13 protein-coding genes and 1 pseudogene are annotated in these 16,973 nt (G+C 33.1%); all 14 read right to left on the bottom strand.

Annotated elements, in window-relative coordinates; all coding sequences use genetic code 11:
- Positions 1-4 precede the first annotated feature (4 nt).
- Positions 5-865, bottom strand: a complete 861-nt coding sequence (locus tag ABDW27_RS23485; protein WP_343698108.1) for a substrate import-associated zinc metallohydrolase lipoprotein — start codon at positions 863-865, stop codon at positions 5-7.
- A 19-nt stretch (positions 866-884) separates the two neighbouring features.
- Positions 885-2,360, bottom strand: a complete 1,476-nt coding sequence (locus ABDW27_RS23480; protein ID WP_343698107.1) for a RagB/SusD family nutrient uptake outer membrane protein — start codon at positions 2,358-2,360, stop codon at positions 885-887.
- Between the two features lie 11 nt (positions 2,361-2,371).
- Positions 2,372-6,096: pseudogene (locus tag ABDW27_RS23475) on the bottom strand (SusC/RagA family TonB-linked outer membrane protein).
- A 309-nt stretch (positions 6,097-6,405) separates the two neighbouring features.
- The gene (locus ABDW27_RS23470; RefSeq protein WP_343698106.1) at positions 6,406-7,518 is read right to left on the bottom strand and encodes a FecR family protein; all 1,113 of its coding nucleotides are present in this window, start codon (positions 7,516-7,518) and stop codon (positions 6,406-6,408) included.
- A gap of 89 nt (positions 7,519-7,607) precedes the next feature.
- The gene (locus ABDW27_RS23465; protein ID WP_343698105.1) at positions 7,608-8,219 is read right to left on the bottom strand and encodes a sigma-70 family RNA polymerase sigma factor; all 612 of its coding nucleotides are present in this window, start codon (positions 8,217-8,219) and stop codon (positions 7,608-7,610) included.
- A 367-nt stretch (positions 8,220-8,586) separates the two neighbouring features.
- Positions 8,587-9,015 (bottom strand): hypothetical protein, encoded by a 429-nt coding sequence (locus ABDW27_RS23460; protein WP_343698104.1) that lies wholly within the window; start codon positions 9,013-9,015, stop codon positions 8,587-8,589.
- Positions 9,016-9,155: 140 nt separating this feature from the next.
- On the bottom strand, positions 9,156-10,028 hold the full coding sequence (sucD, locus tag ABDW27_RS23455; protein ID WP_091497690.1) for a succinate--CoA ligase subunit alpha: 873 nt from the start codon (positions 10,026-10,028) through the stop codon (positions 9,156-9,158).
- An 86-nt stretch (positions 10,029-10,114) separates the two neighbouring features.
- On the bottom strand, positions 10,115-10,477 hold the full coding sequence (locus ABDW27_RS23450) for a nuclear transport factor 2 family protein (protein ID WP_343698103.1): 363 nt from the start codon (positions 10,475-10,477) through the stop codon (positions 10,115-10,117).
- Between the two features lies 1 nt (position 10,478).
- On the bottom strand, positions 10,479-11,408 hold the full coding sequence (locus tag ABDW27_RS23445) for a UDP-3-O-(3-hydroxymyristoyl)glucosamine N-acyltransferase (protein ID WP_343698102.1): 930 nt from the start codon (positions 11,406-11,408) through the stop codon (positions 10,479-10,481).
- Positions 11,409-11,527: 119 nt separating this feature from the next.
- Positions 11,528-12,094, bottom strand: coding sequence for an elongation factor P (gene efp / locus ABDW27_RS23440; protein WP_343698101.1), 567 nt, complete (start codon positions 12,092-12,094; stop codon positions 11,528-11,530).
- Positions 12,095-12,222: 128 nt separating this feature from the next.
- On the bottom strand, positions 12,223-13,008 hold the full coding sequence (gene lpxA / locus ABDW27_RS23435; RefSeq protein ID WP_012024961.1) for an acyl-ACP--UDP-N-acetylglucosamine O-acyltransferase: 786 nt from the start codon (positions 13,006-13,008) through the stop codon (positions 12,223-12,225).
- A gap of 74 nt (positions 13,009-13,082) precedes the next feature.
- Positions 13,083-14,471 carry a bifunctional UDP-3-O-[3-hydroxymyristoyl] N-acetylglucosamine deacetylase/3-hydroxyacyl-ACP dehydratase gene (locus tag ABDW27_RS23430; protein ID WP_343698100.1) on the bottom strand — a complete coding sequence of 463 codons (1,389 nt, stop codon included), beginning with the start codon at positions 14,469-14,471 and terminating at the stop codon, positions 13,083-13,085.
- Complete coding sequence (lpxD, locus tag ABDW27_RS23425) at positions 14,464-15,507, bottom strand: UDP-3-O-(3-hydroxymyristoyl)glucosamine N-acyltransferase (RefSeq protein WP_343698099.1); 1,044 nt, start codon at positions 15,505-15,507, stop codon at positions 14,464-14,466. Before lpxD ends, ABDW27_RS23430 begins: the two co-directional genes overlap by 8 nt.
- A gap of 39 nt (positions 15,508-15,546) precedes the next feature.
- Complete coding sequence (locus ABDW27_RS23420; RefSeq protein ID WP_343698098.1) at positions 15,547-16,776, bottom strand: HD domain-containing protein; 1,230 nt, start codon at positions 16,774-16,776, stop codon at positions 15,547-15,549.
- Between the last annotated feature and the right edge of the window lie 197 nt (positions 16,777-16,973).

Genomic DNA, 16,973 nt, shown 5'->3' with positions numbered 1-16,973 from the left:
TCTTTTAGTTGTTTATTACACTTGTTGTGTTTTTCTCAGCTTCGTCTCTTAAAGCATAAAAATCCATATTGAATGCTTCTTTGAAATATTTCACTACAAGAGCTTCTTTTGTTTTCAATGCCTGATAAGCAAAAGGGCTTTGAATTCCGTCTAAAAATTCCTCATATTGTGCTTTTGTATAAATTAAAATCATTGAAGCTGTTTCAGCAAAATCCTCATTAATATTTGATCTGGCGTAACTTGTAATAAATCCGATTTCGTTAGATTCCGGAATATCATAGTTATACCAGTCTGCAGTATATCCTACAGGAGTTACTGCTGCCCACGATTTCTCATCAAAAGGTTTATTTTGATTTAAGATATGGATGTACTCGTGCTGAATGGTATGGATAAATTCAGAAACATTATCACGATCAGATTTATCAATATAATCTGTTTCAAACAATGTTACTCTTTGTCCGCCTTCGGCAAGACCTAAAGTTCTTGTTCCTACGCTGTTTAAGTTTACTCCTCCAACTAAAACAATTTCTCTTGGCGCAATTTTTTTAACAAAATCTGCTCCTCCAATTGTTGAGTAGCTTTTCAGCCAGATTTCTTCAACGATTTCTAGTGCCGGTTTTACTTTATCTACTGTTGGCGGAAACAAATAACGGCTGTTATCGACTGTATTTTGGTTCCATTTGTATTGTACATTGATATTGTAAGGATTCAAATAAGTAGTTGTAATCCAGTTATCAAGAGCAGTTTTTGTTGGCTGTGTAAAATCTAATTGACTTTCTCCCGGCTGATCATCGCTTGCACACGAAATTAGAGCTGCAGAAACCATAGCCATAAAAGCAAATTTATTGTATTTGAATAGTTTCATAAGTTTTTAATTTTTAAGATTATCTAGGATTTAATTCAACTCCAGTGTTTGATGCATGCAACGGAATTTGTAATGCTCTTCTGTTGTCGTCTTTTACTAAAGTATTTACTGGTTTGTTTGCTGTTTCGTGGTTGACAACTATGTTGAAACGTTTTACATCAAACCATCTCATTCCTTCGTGTACAAAATCTCTTCTTCTTGTTTCTGCAATTGCTTTAATGTAAGATGTCTGCACTGGTGTTAACGTATAAAATGGTGTGAATTCATCTGCAATTACAGGATATTTTGCTACAACTTTTGCTTCTGTTAATTTATCAGCAGCAACATACCCAACAGTTCTTGTTGATAAGAAATAATCTAATTCATCATTTGCAAGTGCGATATCTCCTTTCATAACGTGAGCTTCGATTCTGTTTAAGAAAAACTCGTCGTTACTTAATAAAACTTCTGCAACATATGGATCCCCAATTCCTGCTGTTACATTCGAATATTTGAAATATTCATAAAATTTAGGCATAAATACCGTTATACTGCTGTTTGATGAATAGAAATTATAATACCAAGGTTTTAGGTATGGGCTTGTTGCTGTACCAAAAATCTCTGGGTATCTTGCTCCTGAAAGATAAAAACGGTTTGAATAGTAAGATCTGCTCACGATTGAATTTGCTGAAACGATTAATAAGTTTGTTTCGGCATTACTATCTGCATAAGCTAATCTCTGATCTACAGCACTTAATAAATCATAAGATGGAAAGTCTCTTAATTTTCCTACTGGTTTAGAACCTAAATCTGCTGATAACTCTATAACTCTGTCCCAATCTCCTTTTACTAAATAAAAACGGCTGGCAAAAGCTTTTGATGCGTTTACATTGAAGTGGAATTTTGGTTGTTTGTAGTTATTAGTAACTAATTTTAAACCGTCTTCAATATCTTTTTCAATAAAATCAAAAACTTCTCTTACTGTGTTTCTTTTGTATTTTGTGATCAATTCTGTTTCCGGTTTTGTAACGTACGGAACTCCTAAATCTGTAGAAGCTGTAGCCGGATTATAACGTTTTGACCAAAATGAAACCAGCATAAAATGAGAATATGCTCTTGCCATTAATGCTTCTCCTTTTTGTGGATTTAAACTTGCAGGGCTTCCTAAGTCTTCGATTGCTTCTAATGCTTTATTAGCGTGAGCAATAGCTCTGTAACATGCATCCCAATAGTAAGCCTGAGTATCTATATCTGTAGTTTCTGTCTGCATTTCCCAGTTATAGTTCTGCTCATTTTTTATAAGAGTCTGAACCATTCCACTGTCAAAAACATTATCCGACATTGTTTCAGCAATATCAAAATAACTCATTTGCGGATAGGCTTCAACTAACAATTCTGAAATTTTTTCAGGCGTGTCAATTTCTGTTCTGTTATCTGGTTTTTCCGAAAGGAAATCATCACAGCTAGTAATACTTATTAGTATTAATAGGGATAAAGCTATTTTTAAGTTTTTCATGTTTTTGACTATTATAATGAAAGGTTTAAAGTAAAAGTGTATTGAGATGTAACAGGTAAAGCAACTCCTCCTGAATTACGGAACTCAGGATCCTGACCGTTTAATCTCTTATCTGAATAAATTAACCATGGGTTAACTGCAGAACCTTTTAATGTAAAAGTACTTAGTCCCAGTTTTTTCTTGAAATCTTTTGGGAATTCCCAGCTTAATGAAATGTTTTTCAAACGAATGAAATCTCCATCTGCAATACGAGCATCTGAATAGTTGTATGTATTGTATGCTCTTGCTAATGTACGCTCTCCTCCATAGTTTGCATTTAAACGTCTGTCTGCAATAACCGGAACGTTTGTAAAGTTTTCATCTCCAGGGTTAATCCAACGATTTGTGAAATCTTTTGTAAATACAGTTAAATCATCATAAGTACTGTCATACACAGGGTTTAAACGTACTTTGTTTCCTCCAGAACCTACGAAAAACACGTATAATGACCAGTTTTTGTATGTAAATGTATTGGCTAAACCAATAGATTTGTTTGGTTCGATTGATCCTTCGTATTTCAAGTATTTAGTAACATCTAAATTGTCCTGAAAGTTGGCATCTGTAATGTTATTTTCTGCACCCGGCTGTAAAATAAAAGTTGGTAAACCTTGATTATTTAAACCTGTAAACTGGTAAGAATAAATTGAATTTCTTGGATGTCCTACTGTATTTCCTCCGTTAGAATCTACTAAATCAAATGCTGTTGGTGTGTTTTCTAACTTAGTAATTTCCTGGTGGTAAACAGAAAAGTTAAGAGATGTTGACCATTTAAAATCTTTACCGTCAAAGTTTTTAGTTGTAATTCCAACCTCTAAACCTTTAGTTTCCATATCGGCATTGTTACCTTGTCTAACTCTTTGTCCTCCAATACCTGAAGTAATTACGTAATCAACCAGGTCAAATGCTTTACGACGGTAAACATCTGTTGTTAATTGTACTCTGTTGTTGAACATTCCAAGATCCATCCCGATGTTCGTTTCGAATTGTTTCTCCCAAGTTAAATCACCGTTTTGTAATTCATCAATTCTGATAGAAGTTTCTCTGTCATCAAGATTAAAACGATCTGTAACATAACTTTTGTAAATCGCTAAAGAGTTTGTAGCCGGTCCAGCTGTAGCTGTTAAACCGTAAGAAGCTCTAAATGCTAATGTATTGATAGATTCAACGTCTTTCATGAATTTTTCTTCAGCAACATTCCATTTTCCACTGAAAGTATAGGTTGGTAACCATCTAGATGAATCGCTGTTTCCTTGTCTGTTAGATCCGTCATAACGTCCTGTAACAGAAGCTGTATAACGACGATCGTATGTATAACCTACTTTTCCGAAGAAACCTACTGTTCTTTCTTTTTCTTCATTAAATCCATAGTAAGAATCTCCTCCGTTGATGATTTTTTCGATAATTCTAGGATCTGTAAATGCTGTTAAACCTCTGTCGTATTGTAAACCTGCTGCTGTAAACTGATCGCTTGTTCTGTCTACAACTCTCATCTCTGTACCAAATAAACCTTCTACTTCGTGTTTATCTGCAAAAATATTTCTGTAATTAACACTATTTCTTAAGTTATAAGATGTCATGTCGTTTGTGAATTTTCTTAAGAAACCTCCATTTGGTAAAACAGAAACTTTTGGTGCTGTTAAATCATTTGGATCTTGGTATAAGAAAATATTTTCATCTCTTACTAAAGTATTTACACCATCTTCTCCATCAGGAGTTCCAGCTTTATACGCTCCAACTACGTTTGAGTTTTCTAAGATTTTGTGCTCACGGCTTGTGTTTGCATAACGAGCAGAACCTGTTAAGTTATACGTTAAATGCGGCGTAATTTTGTAATCTAAATCTAATTGGAAACGAATATCTTTTACTTCAATTTCCATAAAGTTGTTTGCCAATTCGTTGATGATGTTCATCTTAGCCCAGTTGTTTCTGTAATACTCTAAGTTTCCGTTATCATCATAAGGTCTTAAAGTTCTGCTTGTATTTAATACATAGTTGAATGGGTTGATGTCGAAATCACGAGTTACTTTACCAAAAACAACGTCTTTTTCACTTTCGTAACTTCCAGGAGCTCCCTGATCACGAACAGATGCCAATGTAGATAAGGTAATATTCAATTTATCATTTACATAAAATGTTCCTTTGATGTTACTTGAAATTTGTTTTACATCATCAGCAATAGTCCATCCCGGATCTGTATAATATCCTAAAGACGCATAGAATGTGTTGTTTTTTCCACCACCAGAAAAACTTAAAGAGTGGTTTTGTGTAATAGATGGCCTAAACAAAACATTAAACCAATCTGTATTGGCTAACTCGTATTTTTTCAAGAAATTATTACGGCTAACAGGATCATTATTAACTAAATATCCTCCAGTTTCAGGTACATAAGTATTGATTGCTCTTCCTAAAATGTTATATGCTCCACCATATCTTCCATTTACTGTTGAAGGCAAATCTAAATACCCTTTTTGTTCCATTTCTTTTAAGATACTCATAGATTCCTGAGAATTTAAAATATCATATTGGCCATAGTTTGGAACTGTTCTTACTGTCTGTTCTAAACCATACGTGATTTTTAAAGGAGCATCTCTACGTCCTTGTTTTGTTGTCACAACCACTACTCCATTTAATGATCTTGAACCATAGATGGAAGTAGCCGATGCATCTTTAAGGATTTCAATACTTTGAATATCGTTTGCATTTAAACCTGCTACTGATGAACTTAATAATGTTTCTGAGTTTCCAGATGCTAAATCTGCAAATGACATGTTGATGATATCTTCCTGAACAACACCATCAATTACCCATAAAGGTTTTGTATCTCCAAAAATTGAAGATGATCCACGAACTGTAATTTTTGGAGCTGTACCAAAAGTTCCTGTTACGTTTTGTACCGTAACCCCTGCCGCTTTACCTTCGATCATTCTGCTCACATCAACAACCCCGTCAACTTTTAATTCTGCTCCGGAAATTTTGCTGATTGCTCCTGTAAAAGTTCTTTTGGATGTTTTTTCGTAACCTGTAGTTACCACAACCTCTTTTAGGTTTTGCCCTACTTCACTAAGAACAATAGTTGGTGTTACATTTTCAATACCAATTTCTTTCGTATCCATACCTACGTAAGAAATAACAAGTCCTGTTGAGTTTGCCGGCATTTCGATAACGAAATTACCATCAAAGTCTGTTAACACAGCCACTTTAGTGCCTTTTGCCATAACTGTTGCACCCGGAAGTGGACTTCCTGACTGATCTGTTACTTTTCCTTTGATGATTGGACCTGCAGTTAATACTTCAAAAAGTGATTCATGATTGTCACCACTTGCAAAAGGATCAGTTGTTGTTTTCTGCAAAATAATTTGATTACTAACTTCAGAAAAAGTGATATTAAAAGGCACTAAAATTCTGCTCAGAATACTTGAAAGTGTTTCCTGATTTGCCTCAATACTTACTTTTTTACTCAACTGAGGAAGTCTTGAATTATACGAAAATTTTACATGCGCAGACTTTTCAATTTTAGACAAAGCATTATCAAGAGTCAAATTTTCAACTGTAATTGTAACTTTGGTATCTAATTTTTTTGCCCATTTACATTATTTGCCATTGCAAAGCTTGAAAACACAAGTGCCAAGACAAACTGAAATAGTGTTATTTTCATGATTCTATGGAGTAATCGTTGTTTAACAACTGGTTTTTTCATAATTTTGATTTGTTTTGATTAATACTGATTCGAGTGTATTTTAAGAAACAATTGAATTGCTCTTTACAGAGAGAAATTCAACTTTATAAGTGTCGATAATGTTACAGCATTTCGGCACTTTTTTTTATGGTATTCATTTTTACATAGGCATTTTGGTTGTTTTTGGTTGAGTTTAGTTTTTGTTTATTTTGGCGAATTATTAAAAGAAATAAATTACATTTTTCCTGAAAAATGAAAGGTATTACTTGAAAAATTTATGTATTAAAAACAAGAATCTTTTCCGTGCAATTACAGTTACACCAAAAGAAATTAATTACAACCGTCTGAGGTAATAATTATCTGGTTTCCATTCATCTCAAAACTGGTGTTGTTACCAATACTTTTACAAACAATTTTTAATTTTTCTGTTAAAGGCTGGTCACTCAGTGATGTTGTTAAATGGCAGTCTGTCAACTTGTTTTTTGGATAATCGATATTTACTAAATAAGCCTGCTCGATAGTTTCAAAAATTTGAGATACCGGAATATCATTAAATTCAAAACTCAACTGCTCTATATTCCCTACACTTTGAACCAAAACGGCATCTTGTGTAATGTTTGTAATTTTATTGAATTTCAAATCACTTCTCTGAAAACGCAATGCCTGATTAGGAAGCAGTACTATTTCTTCATTCTCGGATTTTGAAACAAGGTCATTTGATTTAACCTTAACTTTACCGGTGCGAACAAGAATTTCAACATCAGGTCTGTCTGAATAAGCCTTAACTCTAAAACTAGTTCCGACTACTTTTGTTACAATTTCGTTTGCATAAACGAAAAAAGGCTTCTGGGGGTTTTTACTAATTTCAAAGAATCCTTCTCCTGATAAGTATACCTTTCTTTCGTTTCCGGTAAAGATCTTAGGATAACTTAATTTACTTTCGGGCTGTAATAAAACAGAACTCCCGTCTGATAATGTGATAATTTGCGGTTTATTTGAATTATTGGTCTGTTCAACCAAACCTTCGTTATTTTCTTCAATAAGTTCTTTATAAGTAACTATCTGAGTATCTGCTTTAAAGTAATTGGTATAAAACCAGGCAGACATTAAGCCGATAAGCAATGCTGCAGCAACTCCAGAAAGGAATTGTCTTCTTATTGATCTAACTTTAAGATTTTGTAAAGTTTCCTGATTTTCTTTTTCGCGAATTTTATTCCAGGTTTCCTGCAACGCTCTGTGAATATCAGAATTCGAAAGTTCGCTTTCCTGAACTTTCATCGCCAAAAGCATTAATCGTGCATCTTCAACTAATTTGGCACGCTGGCGGCTTTCTAAAGTCCATTCTTCCCAACCATCTTCATCGATTTTAAATAAAACCCACGATTGAAATGATTCGTCAGATAAAAAATCTTCTATTTCGGTATATTTATTACGTTTTTGCATCTAAAAATAAGGTTACAAAAACATAGAGGACAGTTTTCTTATTATATACTCACCAAATTAAGATTTTTTTTAAGTTTTCTTAACTTTTTCTAAAGAGTGCTTGAAAATAGTAGTATTATTAAGGCTAAATTACCTTTCCATTCTTTACGAAGTGTAAGCAAACCACGATATAAAAGGTTACTTGCCGACTGATAATTAACATCAAGCATTTCGGCAATCTGCTCGACAGATAAACCTTGATGGTAGCGTAAATAAAGTGCTTCTTTTTGTCTTGGAGGTAATTCGTTAAGTAATTTGTTAAGATAAATTACTTTTTCTTTAGTTGCATAATCGTCGTCTAATAGTTCATTTTCTACCGAAAATTCTAAAAGAAACGCTATAGCATCTGTACTTGCTGTTTTTCTAAAAATATGATCTCGTTCGAACAAACGGGCTATTCTTTTACGAACGCTTGATAATAAATAAGCTTTTACCACAACAGATTCCTGTAAGGAACTGCGGTAAACCCAGATATCTGTAAAAACATCCTGTACGCAATCCTGAACCTTTTCAGCATACGGAGAAAGTGAATTTCCATAACTAACAAGATCACTGTAATATCTTTCAAATAAAAGTGAAAATGACTTCTCATCTCCAATTCTTAAATTATTCCAAAGTGTAATATCATCTATTGAACTGACTGGCAAGATTCGGGTTTTCATAATCGCGGGGGGCTTATAAATGGATAAAAAAGACAATATCTCTTAATGCATAGAATACATTATTTTAACATTATCATTTTATTTTGTGCGATAAATATATAAAAGCAAATATTTAAAAACAATTATTTTACACAAAAGAGGCAGTTTCTTAATACAAGAAACTGTCTCTTTTAATTGCTATTACTGGGTTCTTAAGGAAATGTTAAAATTACAATCTGTATAAAAACCACATCATAATTAATAGGATTATACTCTATTAAACATATCAAGTTTAAGTATTAAAATTATTTAATGATGCATAAAACACAAAAAAAGCCCTGCTTAAATTCAAGCAGGGCTTACTGTATTTCAACATAAAAATTTATTCTTAAAATGCCACATTCCATCTAGGTAATTTTGCATTTTCATTTAAGAAATTTTGCAAAACCTGTCCTTCAACTGCCGTTGGAATTGCTTTTACATCTGCATTAAAAGTTTCGTACCAAACTACTTCAAGAACAGATATATTTTCTAATTTCATTTGTGCCGGCCAAGAATATTTTCTTCCTGTTTTAGCAAACTGATGTCCGTTTACTATCTTATCATATAAGCCGCCGTTTTTTGTTTTTAAAGTTCCGTCATTTTGAACAGTTCCTGTAGAACCCACCATGATTAATTCTTTTGAATCACCATCAATTTCATAAACTACAAAAATTCCAGCGCTTCCTTCCGGAGCATTGCAAACTTCTTCTAAACTATCATTTACAGTAAAAGTAAAACTATTACTTGATTTAAACTTTTCTAATTCTTTATACATATTTCTTTTTTAAAGCTTCTAAGATACTGAGGTTCTGAGATGCTAAGTTTTTTTCATTTTCGCCTCAGTCTTTAAAATGTAAAAAAGTCTCAACAAAATATTGAGACTTTTTTGGAATTTATTATTTTGAGACTTGAAGATTATCCAAGTACTTCTTTTACTTTTTTACCAATTTCAGCTGGTGAATCAACAACGTGAATTCCGTTGTCTCTCATAATTTGTTTTTTAGCAGCAGCTGTATCATCAGAACCACCAACAATAGCACCTGCGTGACCCATTGTTCTACCTGCAGGAGCAGTTTCTCCAGCGATAAAACCAATAACTGGTTTACGGTTACCATCAGCTTTTACCCATCTTGCAGCATCAGCTTCAAGCTGACCTCCAATTTCACCAATCATGATGATAGCTTCAGTTTCAGGGTCGTTCATTAATAATTCAACAGCTTCTTTAGTTGTAGTTCCAATGATTGGATCTCCACCAATACCAATAGCTGTAGTGATTCCTAAACCTTGTTTTACAACCTGGTCAGCAGCTTCGTAAGTTAAAGTTCCTGATTTAGAAACGATACCAACATTTCCTTTTTTGAAAACGAAACCTGGCATAATTCCAACCTTAGCTTCTCCCGGAGTAATAACACCTGGACAGTTTGGTCCAATTAATCTAGAATTTCTTTCTTTAACATAATTATTTGCTTTAATCATATCTGCTACAGGAATTCCTTCTGTAATAGCAATAATTACTTTAATTCCGGCATCAGCAGCTTCCATAATTGCATCAGCAGCAAAAGCTGGCGGAACAAAAATGATAGAAGTATCTGCTCCAGCTTGGTCAACAGCATCTTTTACTGTATTAAAAACCGGACGGTCTAAGTGGCTTGTTCCACCTTTTCCCGGAGTTACACCTCCAACAACATTAGTACCGTACTCAATCATTTGAGAAGCGTGGAAAGTTCCTTCACTTCCTGTAAATCCCTGAACAATTATTTTGGAATCTTTATTAACTAAAACACTCATGATATATATTTTATGTAGTTTTTAAAATTGTGTTGCAAAAATAAGGTTTTGTAATGTATTTTGTCTCTTTTATTATCAAAAAAATATTAAGAAAATTGACTCATCTGATAACCTCTGTAAAGTTTGTCGTCTTTTATCTGCCAGATAGTAGAAAAATGTGCCAGTAACATCTCTTCGCGAGGATTCTCGATTGTTTTTACATAATGAGAATAACGTACTGAAACCAAGTCATTTTCGGCTATAATATGACTGATTCTAACTTTAGAACGTACATATGCCCTGCTTAGTTCGTTCGCCATTTCAACTATCGAATCATAATTCATTTCGATAAATCCTTTACTACTATTCCATTCAATGATAACATCAGGATGCAAATAGGTTTTTAGAACTTCGCTATCAATTAAGGCATCCGACTTATAAAATTTTTGAACAAACTCTTTTATAGACATATTACTTCAATTTATTTAGAATTTCAGGAATTTTCTTAATATTGGCTAATTGTTTCAACTGTTCTCTTGATTCTATTGCCGGAGTTCCAAAATAGGTTTTTCCGCCTTCAATTGATTTTGTTACGCCGCTTTGTGCCAAAACAACAGCTTTAGTTCCGATAGTTATACCGCTTGTGCTTCCAACTTGTCCCCAAATCGTAACTTCGTCTTCTATAACAACACATCCGGCAATACCTGTTTGAGATGCAATTAAACATTTTCTTCCTACTACAGTATCGTGGCCTATATGTACTTGGTTATCAAGTTTTGCACCTTCTTTAATAGTCGTATCACCGGTAACTCCTTTGTCTATTGTACAAAGAGCACCAATTCCTACGTTGTCTTCTATCACTACTCTGCCGCCAGAAATTAACTGGTCGAAACCTTCCGGACGTTTTTTGTAATAAAAAGCATCAGCTCCTAAAATAGTTCCCGAATGTATAATTACGTTATCACCAATAACAGTATGATCGTAAATAGAAACGTTTGCATGAATCAAACAGTTTTTACCAATCTTAACATTATTTCCAACAAAGGTATTAGGCTGAATTATAGTTCCTTCCCCAATTTGAGCAGATTTAGAAATCGCTGCATTAGAAGATTGAAAAGGTCTGAAATGTTTAGTAAGAGTATTAAAATCCCTGAACGGATCATCAGAAATTAAAAGGGCTTTACCCTCTGGACAGTCAACTTTTTTATTAATTAAAACAATAGTTGCTGCAGACTGCAAAGCTTTGTCATAGTATTTTGGGTGGTCAACAAAAACAATATCACCTGGTTCTACCACATGAATTTCGTTCATGCCTAAAACCTCAAAGTTTTTATCACCAATAAATTCGCAGTTAAGCAAATTTGCAATTTCTTGTAAAGAATGACTCTTTGGAAATTTCATATATTATAATTAGAAAATTTGTCAATTAGAAAATGAGTCAATTAGAATATGAATATACAAATTTTTGTCGATTCACAAATTTTCTAATTGACTCATTGTCAAATTATCTTAATTAAAAATTATTCTTTTACACGCTCCATGTAAGAACCTGTAGCCGTGTCAATTTTAATTTTGTCTCCTTCATTAATAAACAAAGGAACGTTAATATTAGCGCCTGTTTCTACTGTAGCATTTTTAGTAGCATTTGTAGCAGTGTTTCCTTTTACACCTGGCTCAGCATAAGTAACTTCAAGAATTACAGAAGTTGGCATATCTACTGATAATGGCAAATCTGTTTCAGTATTAATCTGAACCATTACGTTTGTTCCTTCTTTCAATAATTCCGGAGCATCCAAAATATTTTTGTTTAAAGAAATCTGCTCAAACGTCTCAGCATTCATAAAGTGAAATTCATCACCTTCTGGATATAAAAACTGGAATGTATGTGTTTCAACACGAATAACGTCAATTTTGTGACCTGCAGAAAAAGTATTATCTAATACTTTTCCAGAAGTTAAACTTTTCAACTTTGTTCTTACGAAAGCTGGTCCTTTTCCAGGTTTTACGTGAAGAAATTCAATAATTTTATAGATATCGTGATTAAATTTAATACACAATCCGTTTCTAATATCTGATGTAGATGCCATTTGTTTTTATTTTAGATTTTTGAATGTAGATTTTAGATTTAAAAACTGATCTACATTGTATTTTATAATATGATTAAAATTTTATTTTACAGCTTAGAAATCTAAAATCAGAAATCTAAACTCTAAAATTAATAATTACCTGAATAACCTTTCATAATTCCTCGTGATGAGTTTCTGATAAAATCAAGAATTTCATCTCTCTCAGGAGTAGCTTCCATTTCTGCTTCAATAATACTTAAAGCTTGTGTTGTATTGTAATTCTTTTGATATAAAATTCTGTAAATTTCCTGAATTTCTCTAATTTTTTCAGTACTAAATCCTCTTCTTCTTAAACCAACTGAATTGATACCTACATATGATAATGGTTCTTTAGCTGCTTTTGTGTAAGGCGGAACATCTTTTCTAACCAAAGATCCTCCAGAAATCATAGCGTGATCTCCAATATGAATAAATTGGTGAATTGCTGCCAAACCTCCAATTACGGCGTGATTACCCACAACTACGTGACCTGCCAAAGCAACTCCGTTTACAATAATGGCATTGTTTCCAATTTCACAATCGTGTGCAATGTGGGCATAAGCCATAACTAAACAATTGTTACCCAGAATAGTCTGTCCGGAAGCAATTGTACCTCTGTTTATAGTAACACATTCTCTAATTGTACAATTGTCTCCAATAATTGCCAAAGAATCTTCTCCACCAAATTTTAAATCCTGTGGTACAGCAGAAATTACAGCTCCCGGAAAAATATTGCAATTTTTACCAATTCGAGCTCCTTCCATAATGGTCACGTTTGAACCAATCCAAGTACCATCACCAATAACAACATTATTGTGAATTGTTGTAAATGGTTCGATTACAACATTTTTAGCGATTTTCGCGCCAGGATGAACATATGCTAATGGTTGATTCATCTATGTTTTATATTTTAAAATTAAAATAATCTAATTTGAAGGCAACAAACCTAAACAATAAATTTGATTATTTATTATTGTTTTCTTGCAATTTGTGCCATTAATTCTGCTTCGGTAACTAATTTTCCGTTTGCGTAAGCATTTGCCTGCATGTGGCAGATTCCTCTTCTGATAGGAGAAATCAATTCGCATTTGAAAATTAACGTGTCACCTGGCAATACTTTATGTTTGAACTTAACATTATCGATTTTCATGAAATATGTTAAGTAATTTTCAGGATCCGGAACTGTACTTAAAACTAAAATCCCTCCAGTTTGTGCCATCGCTTCAACGATTAAAACTCCCGGCATTACCGGCGCTTCAGGGAAATGCCCTACGAAGAAATTCTCATTCATAGTAACATTTTTCAAACCTACAACGTGACGATCAGACATTTCTATAATTCTGTCAATCAACAAGAATGGAGGTCTGTGAGGAAGCATTGACATGATTTTGTGAATATCCATCAATGGCTCCTGATTTAAATCATAAACAGGAACATGGTTTCTTTGTTCGATTTTAATGATTTTTGCCAGTTTTTTAGCAAACTGTGTATTTACGAAATGACCTGGTTTGTTTGCAATGATTTTTCCTTGAATACGAACTCCAATTAGAGATAAATCTCCAATAACATCAAGTAATTTGTGTCTTGCAGCTTCGTTTGGATAATGCAAAGTAAGGTTATCTAAAACTCCGTTTGGTTTTACAGAGATTTCTTCTTTACCAAAAGCTTTCTTTAAACTAGCCATTGTAGACTCTGAGATTTCTTTATCTACATAAACAATAGCATTATTTAAGTCTCCGCCTTTAATTAAACCGTGCTCTAATAATGATTCTAATTCGTGTAAGAAACTGAAAGTTCTTGAACTTGCAATTTCTTCTTTAAAATCAGAAAGGCTTTTAAGTGTAGCATTTTGAGTTCCTAAAACTTTTGTACCAAAATCTACCATTGTAGTAACCTGATATTCATCGCTAGGCATAACAAGAATTTCACTTCCTGTTGCTTCATCAGTAAATGAAATAACTTCTTTTACAACATAAACATTACGCTGTGCGTCTTGCTCTTCAATCCCTGCTTTTTCAATCGCTTCAACAAAATATTTTGATGAACCATCCATAATAGGTAGTTCAGAGGCATTCAATTCAATAATAATATTATCCAAATCGCAGCCAACTACAGCAGCTAAAACGTGTTCTGGAGTTTGTATTTTAACACCTAATTTTTCTAAATTAGTTCCTCTTTGCGTATTAACAACATAATTAGCGTCAGCCTCAATGACTGGCTGGCCTTGCAAATCTACTCTTACAAAAGTGAAACCATTATTAATTGGAGCTGGTTTAAAAGTCATTGTAACTTCTTTACCAGTGTGTAATCCAACTCCTGTTAGTGAAATTTCATTTTTGATGGTTTTCTGTTTAACCATTATTTCCATTTTTTGGGTTTATTATTTGTTTTTTTAATTCTTCAACTTCAGCTACTATCTTAGGAAAGTTTTTAAAGTGAACATACGATTTATTAAAATCACTATATCCAAGAGATGGTGAACCTTGTAAAACTTCATCATCTTTAATGTTTCTTGCAACTCCTGACTGTGCCTGAAGTCTCACATTATTTCCTATAAGTAAGTGGCCTGCGATACCAACTTGTCCGCCAATCATACAATTTTCGCCGATTTTAGTAGAACCTGCAACCCCGCTTTGAGCAGCAATTACAGTATTTTTACCAATTTCAACATTATGAGCAATTTGTATCTGATTGTCTAATTTAACTCCTTGTCTGATAATCGTAGAACCCAGAGTTGCTCTGTCTATTGTTGTATTAGCACCAATATCAACGTTATCTTCGATAATAACATTTCCAATTTGAGGTACTTTACTATATACACCTTCCTCGTTTGGAACAAATCCAAAACCATCTGCGCCTATAATTGTTCCTGAATGAATTGTGCAATTATTTCCAATTACAGTTTCTGAATAAATTTTTGCGCCGGCAAAAATAAACACATTATCACCAATAACAACATTATCGCCAATAAAACTGTTTGGATATATTTTTACATTATTTCCTAAAACTACATTGTTTCCTACGTAACTAAAACTTCCTAAATATAGATTTTCTCCATGTTTAGTTCCTTCAGACATATAGGATTGCGGTTCTATTCCGCTTTTATTCAGTTTTACCTGATTGTAAAAATGCAATAGTTTAGAGAAAGACGCATAAGCATCTTCAACCTTTATTAATGTAGTAGAGATTTCCTGTTCAGGGATAAAGCTGTCGTTAACAATTGTAACAGTTGCTTTTGTTGTATATATAAAATTGATATACTTGGGGTTAGCCAAAAAAGTAAGAGATCCTTCTTCCCCTTCTTCTATCTTAGAAAGCTTAGAAACTTCTGCGTTGGGATTTCCAACAACTTCTCCTTCTAAAATTCCTGCTATTTGTTCTGCTGTAAATTTCATCGCGACAAAAATATAAAAAATAGATTTTAAATGTTAATTTTAGATAAGTTGTTTTGGAAAACAGATGTAATATTTTGTCACCAATTTAGATAACGATTTCAAATTCAACTGATCAGAAGCTTCAACAACGTCTTCAATTGTTTTATCTTTTTTCAAAATTCGTATTGGTTCAGCAGCTTTACTATAGGCCTGATTCTTAATTTTCCCTCTAAAAATAAAATAACCCGCATCTAATGCTGAAATATTGTGTGCTTCTGCAAATTCTTCTTTTAAAGACTGCGATTCTTCCATCGGAATTTTGTCTGCACTTAATTTAATTTTCAGCAAATCTCTGTTAATAATCATTTTACTTAAAGTAGAAAGAATGAAATCACTATTTCTTTGCCATGCTTTTAAAGCACTTATAATATCAAAGTCATCTAGTTGAGAGAACAAATCCAGTTTTTCAGCATCAAAATCTTCAAGTGTAATTTTGTTTTGCATAAAATACATAAGCGGTTCGCTGCAAGGCAGTTTAACACCTTTTAGAGTTAGTTCTTTAGCTCTTTTTAGTACTTTCATTAAAATTAATTCGGCTACCAGACTCGTTTTATGCAAATAAGCCTGCCAGTACATTAATCTCCTCGAAAGCAGAAATTTTTCTACAGAATAGATTCCTTTTTCTTCGATAACCAAAACATCATCTACTACATTCATCATCTGAATCAAACGTTCAGAATTCACATTTCCTTCTGCAACTCCGGTATAAAAACTATCTCGTTTAAGATAATCCATTCTATCCATATCTAATTGACTTGAAATCAATTGCAACATGAATTTTCGATGATATTCTCCTCTAAAAACCTGAATTGCTAAACTTAATCTTCCTCCAAATTCATCATTCAGCCTATTCATAAACAATAATGAAATAGCTTCATGATTTACATCTTCAACAATGCTTTTTTCCATAGCATGCGAAAATGGCCCGTGCCCAATATCATGCAGTAAAATCGCAATCAACAGAGCACATTCTTCATCATTTGAAATCGCAACACCTTTAAAACGAAGGCTTTCAACAGCCTTTTGCATTAAATGCATACAGCCCAGCGCATGATGAAAACGTGTATGATTTGCACCCGGGTAAACCAAATACGACAACCCCATTTGCGAAATACGTCGCAAACGCTGAAAATAAGGGTGCTGGATTAAGTCGTAGATTAGTTCGTTCGGTATTGTTATAAACCCGTAAATTGGGTCATTAAATATTTTTAATTTGTTAATTTGAGTCACTCGTTGGTTATTTTTTGGTCAACAAATATAAGTAAATAAGTATAAATTCATTTCAGTTTTTAACTTAAAAAGTTGATATTTACTATAAGTATTTTCTTAAACATTAAAAAAGAGCAAAAAATGAATTTAAAACTTTTTTAAAATGATCATTCTTAATTTTATACTATTTTTAATACTTTTTAAGTTCTATACTTTTA

Origin of the sequence: Flavobacterium sp. (assembly GCF_039595935.1) — a bacterium.
Lineage (GTDB): Bacteria > Bacteroidota > Bacteroidia > Flavobacteriales > Flavobacteriaceae > Flavobacterium.
Note: the sequence above shows the minus strand (reverse complement) of the source record. Positions and strands in the feature narration are given on the sequence as shown.

Excerpts from the sequence above, each read along its gene's own strand:
- ABDW27_RS23460 (WP_343698104.1), bottom strand. The coding sequence starts at position 9,015 with ATGTATAAAGAATTAGAAAAGTTTAAATCAAGTAATAGTTTTACTTTT.
- ABDW27_RS23450 (WP_343698103.1), bottom strand. The coding sequence starts at position 10,477 with ATGTCTATAAAAGAGTTTGTTCAAAAATTTTATAAGTCGGATGCCTTA.
- lpxA (WP_012024961.1), bottom strand. The coding sequence starts at position 13,008 with ATGAATCAACCATTAGCATATGTTCATCCTGGCGCGAAAATCGCTAAA.
- ABDW27_RS23430 (WP_343698100.1), bottom strand. The coding sequence starts at position 14,471 with ATGGTTAAACAGAAAACCATCAAAAATGAAATTTCACTAACAGGAGTT.
- lpxD (WP_343698099.1), bottom strand. The coding sequence starts at position 15,507 with ATGAAATTTACAGCAGAACAAATAGCAGGAATTTTAGAAGGAGAAGTT.
- ABDW27_RS23480 (WP_343698107.1), bottom strand. The coding sequence starts at position 2,360 with ATGAAAAACTTAAAAATAGCTTTATCCCTATTAATACTAATAAGTATT.
- sucD (WP_091497690.1), bottom strand. The coding sequence starts at position 10,028 with ATGAGTGTTTTAGTTAATAAAGATTCCAAAATAATTGTTCAGGGATTT.
- efp (WP_343698101.1), bottom strand. The coding sequence starts at position 12,094 with ATGGCATCTACATCAGATATTAGAAACGGATTGTGTATTAAATTTAAT.
- ABDW27_RS23470 (WP_343698106.1), bottom strand. The coding sequence starts at position 7,518 with ATGCAAAAACGTAATAAATATACCGAAATAGAAGATTTTTTATCTGAC.
- ABDW27_RS23445 (WP_343698102.1), bottom strand. The coding sequence starts at position 11,408 with ATGAAATTTCCAAAGAGTCATTCTTTACAAGAAATTGCAAATTTGCTT.
- ABDW27_RS23465 (WP_343698105.1), bottom strand. The coding sequence starts at position 8,219 with ATGAAAACCCGAATCTTGCCAGTCAGTTCAATAGATGATATTACACTT.
- ABDW27_RS23485 (WP_343698108.1), bottom strand. The coding sequence starts at position 865 with ATGAAACTATTCAAATACAATAAATTTGCTTTTATGGCTATGGTTTCT.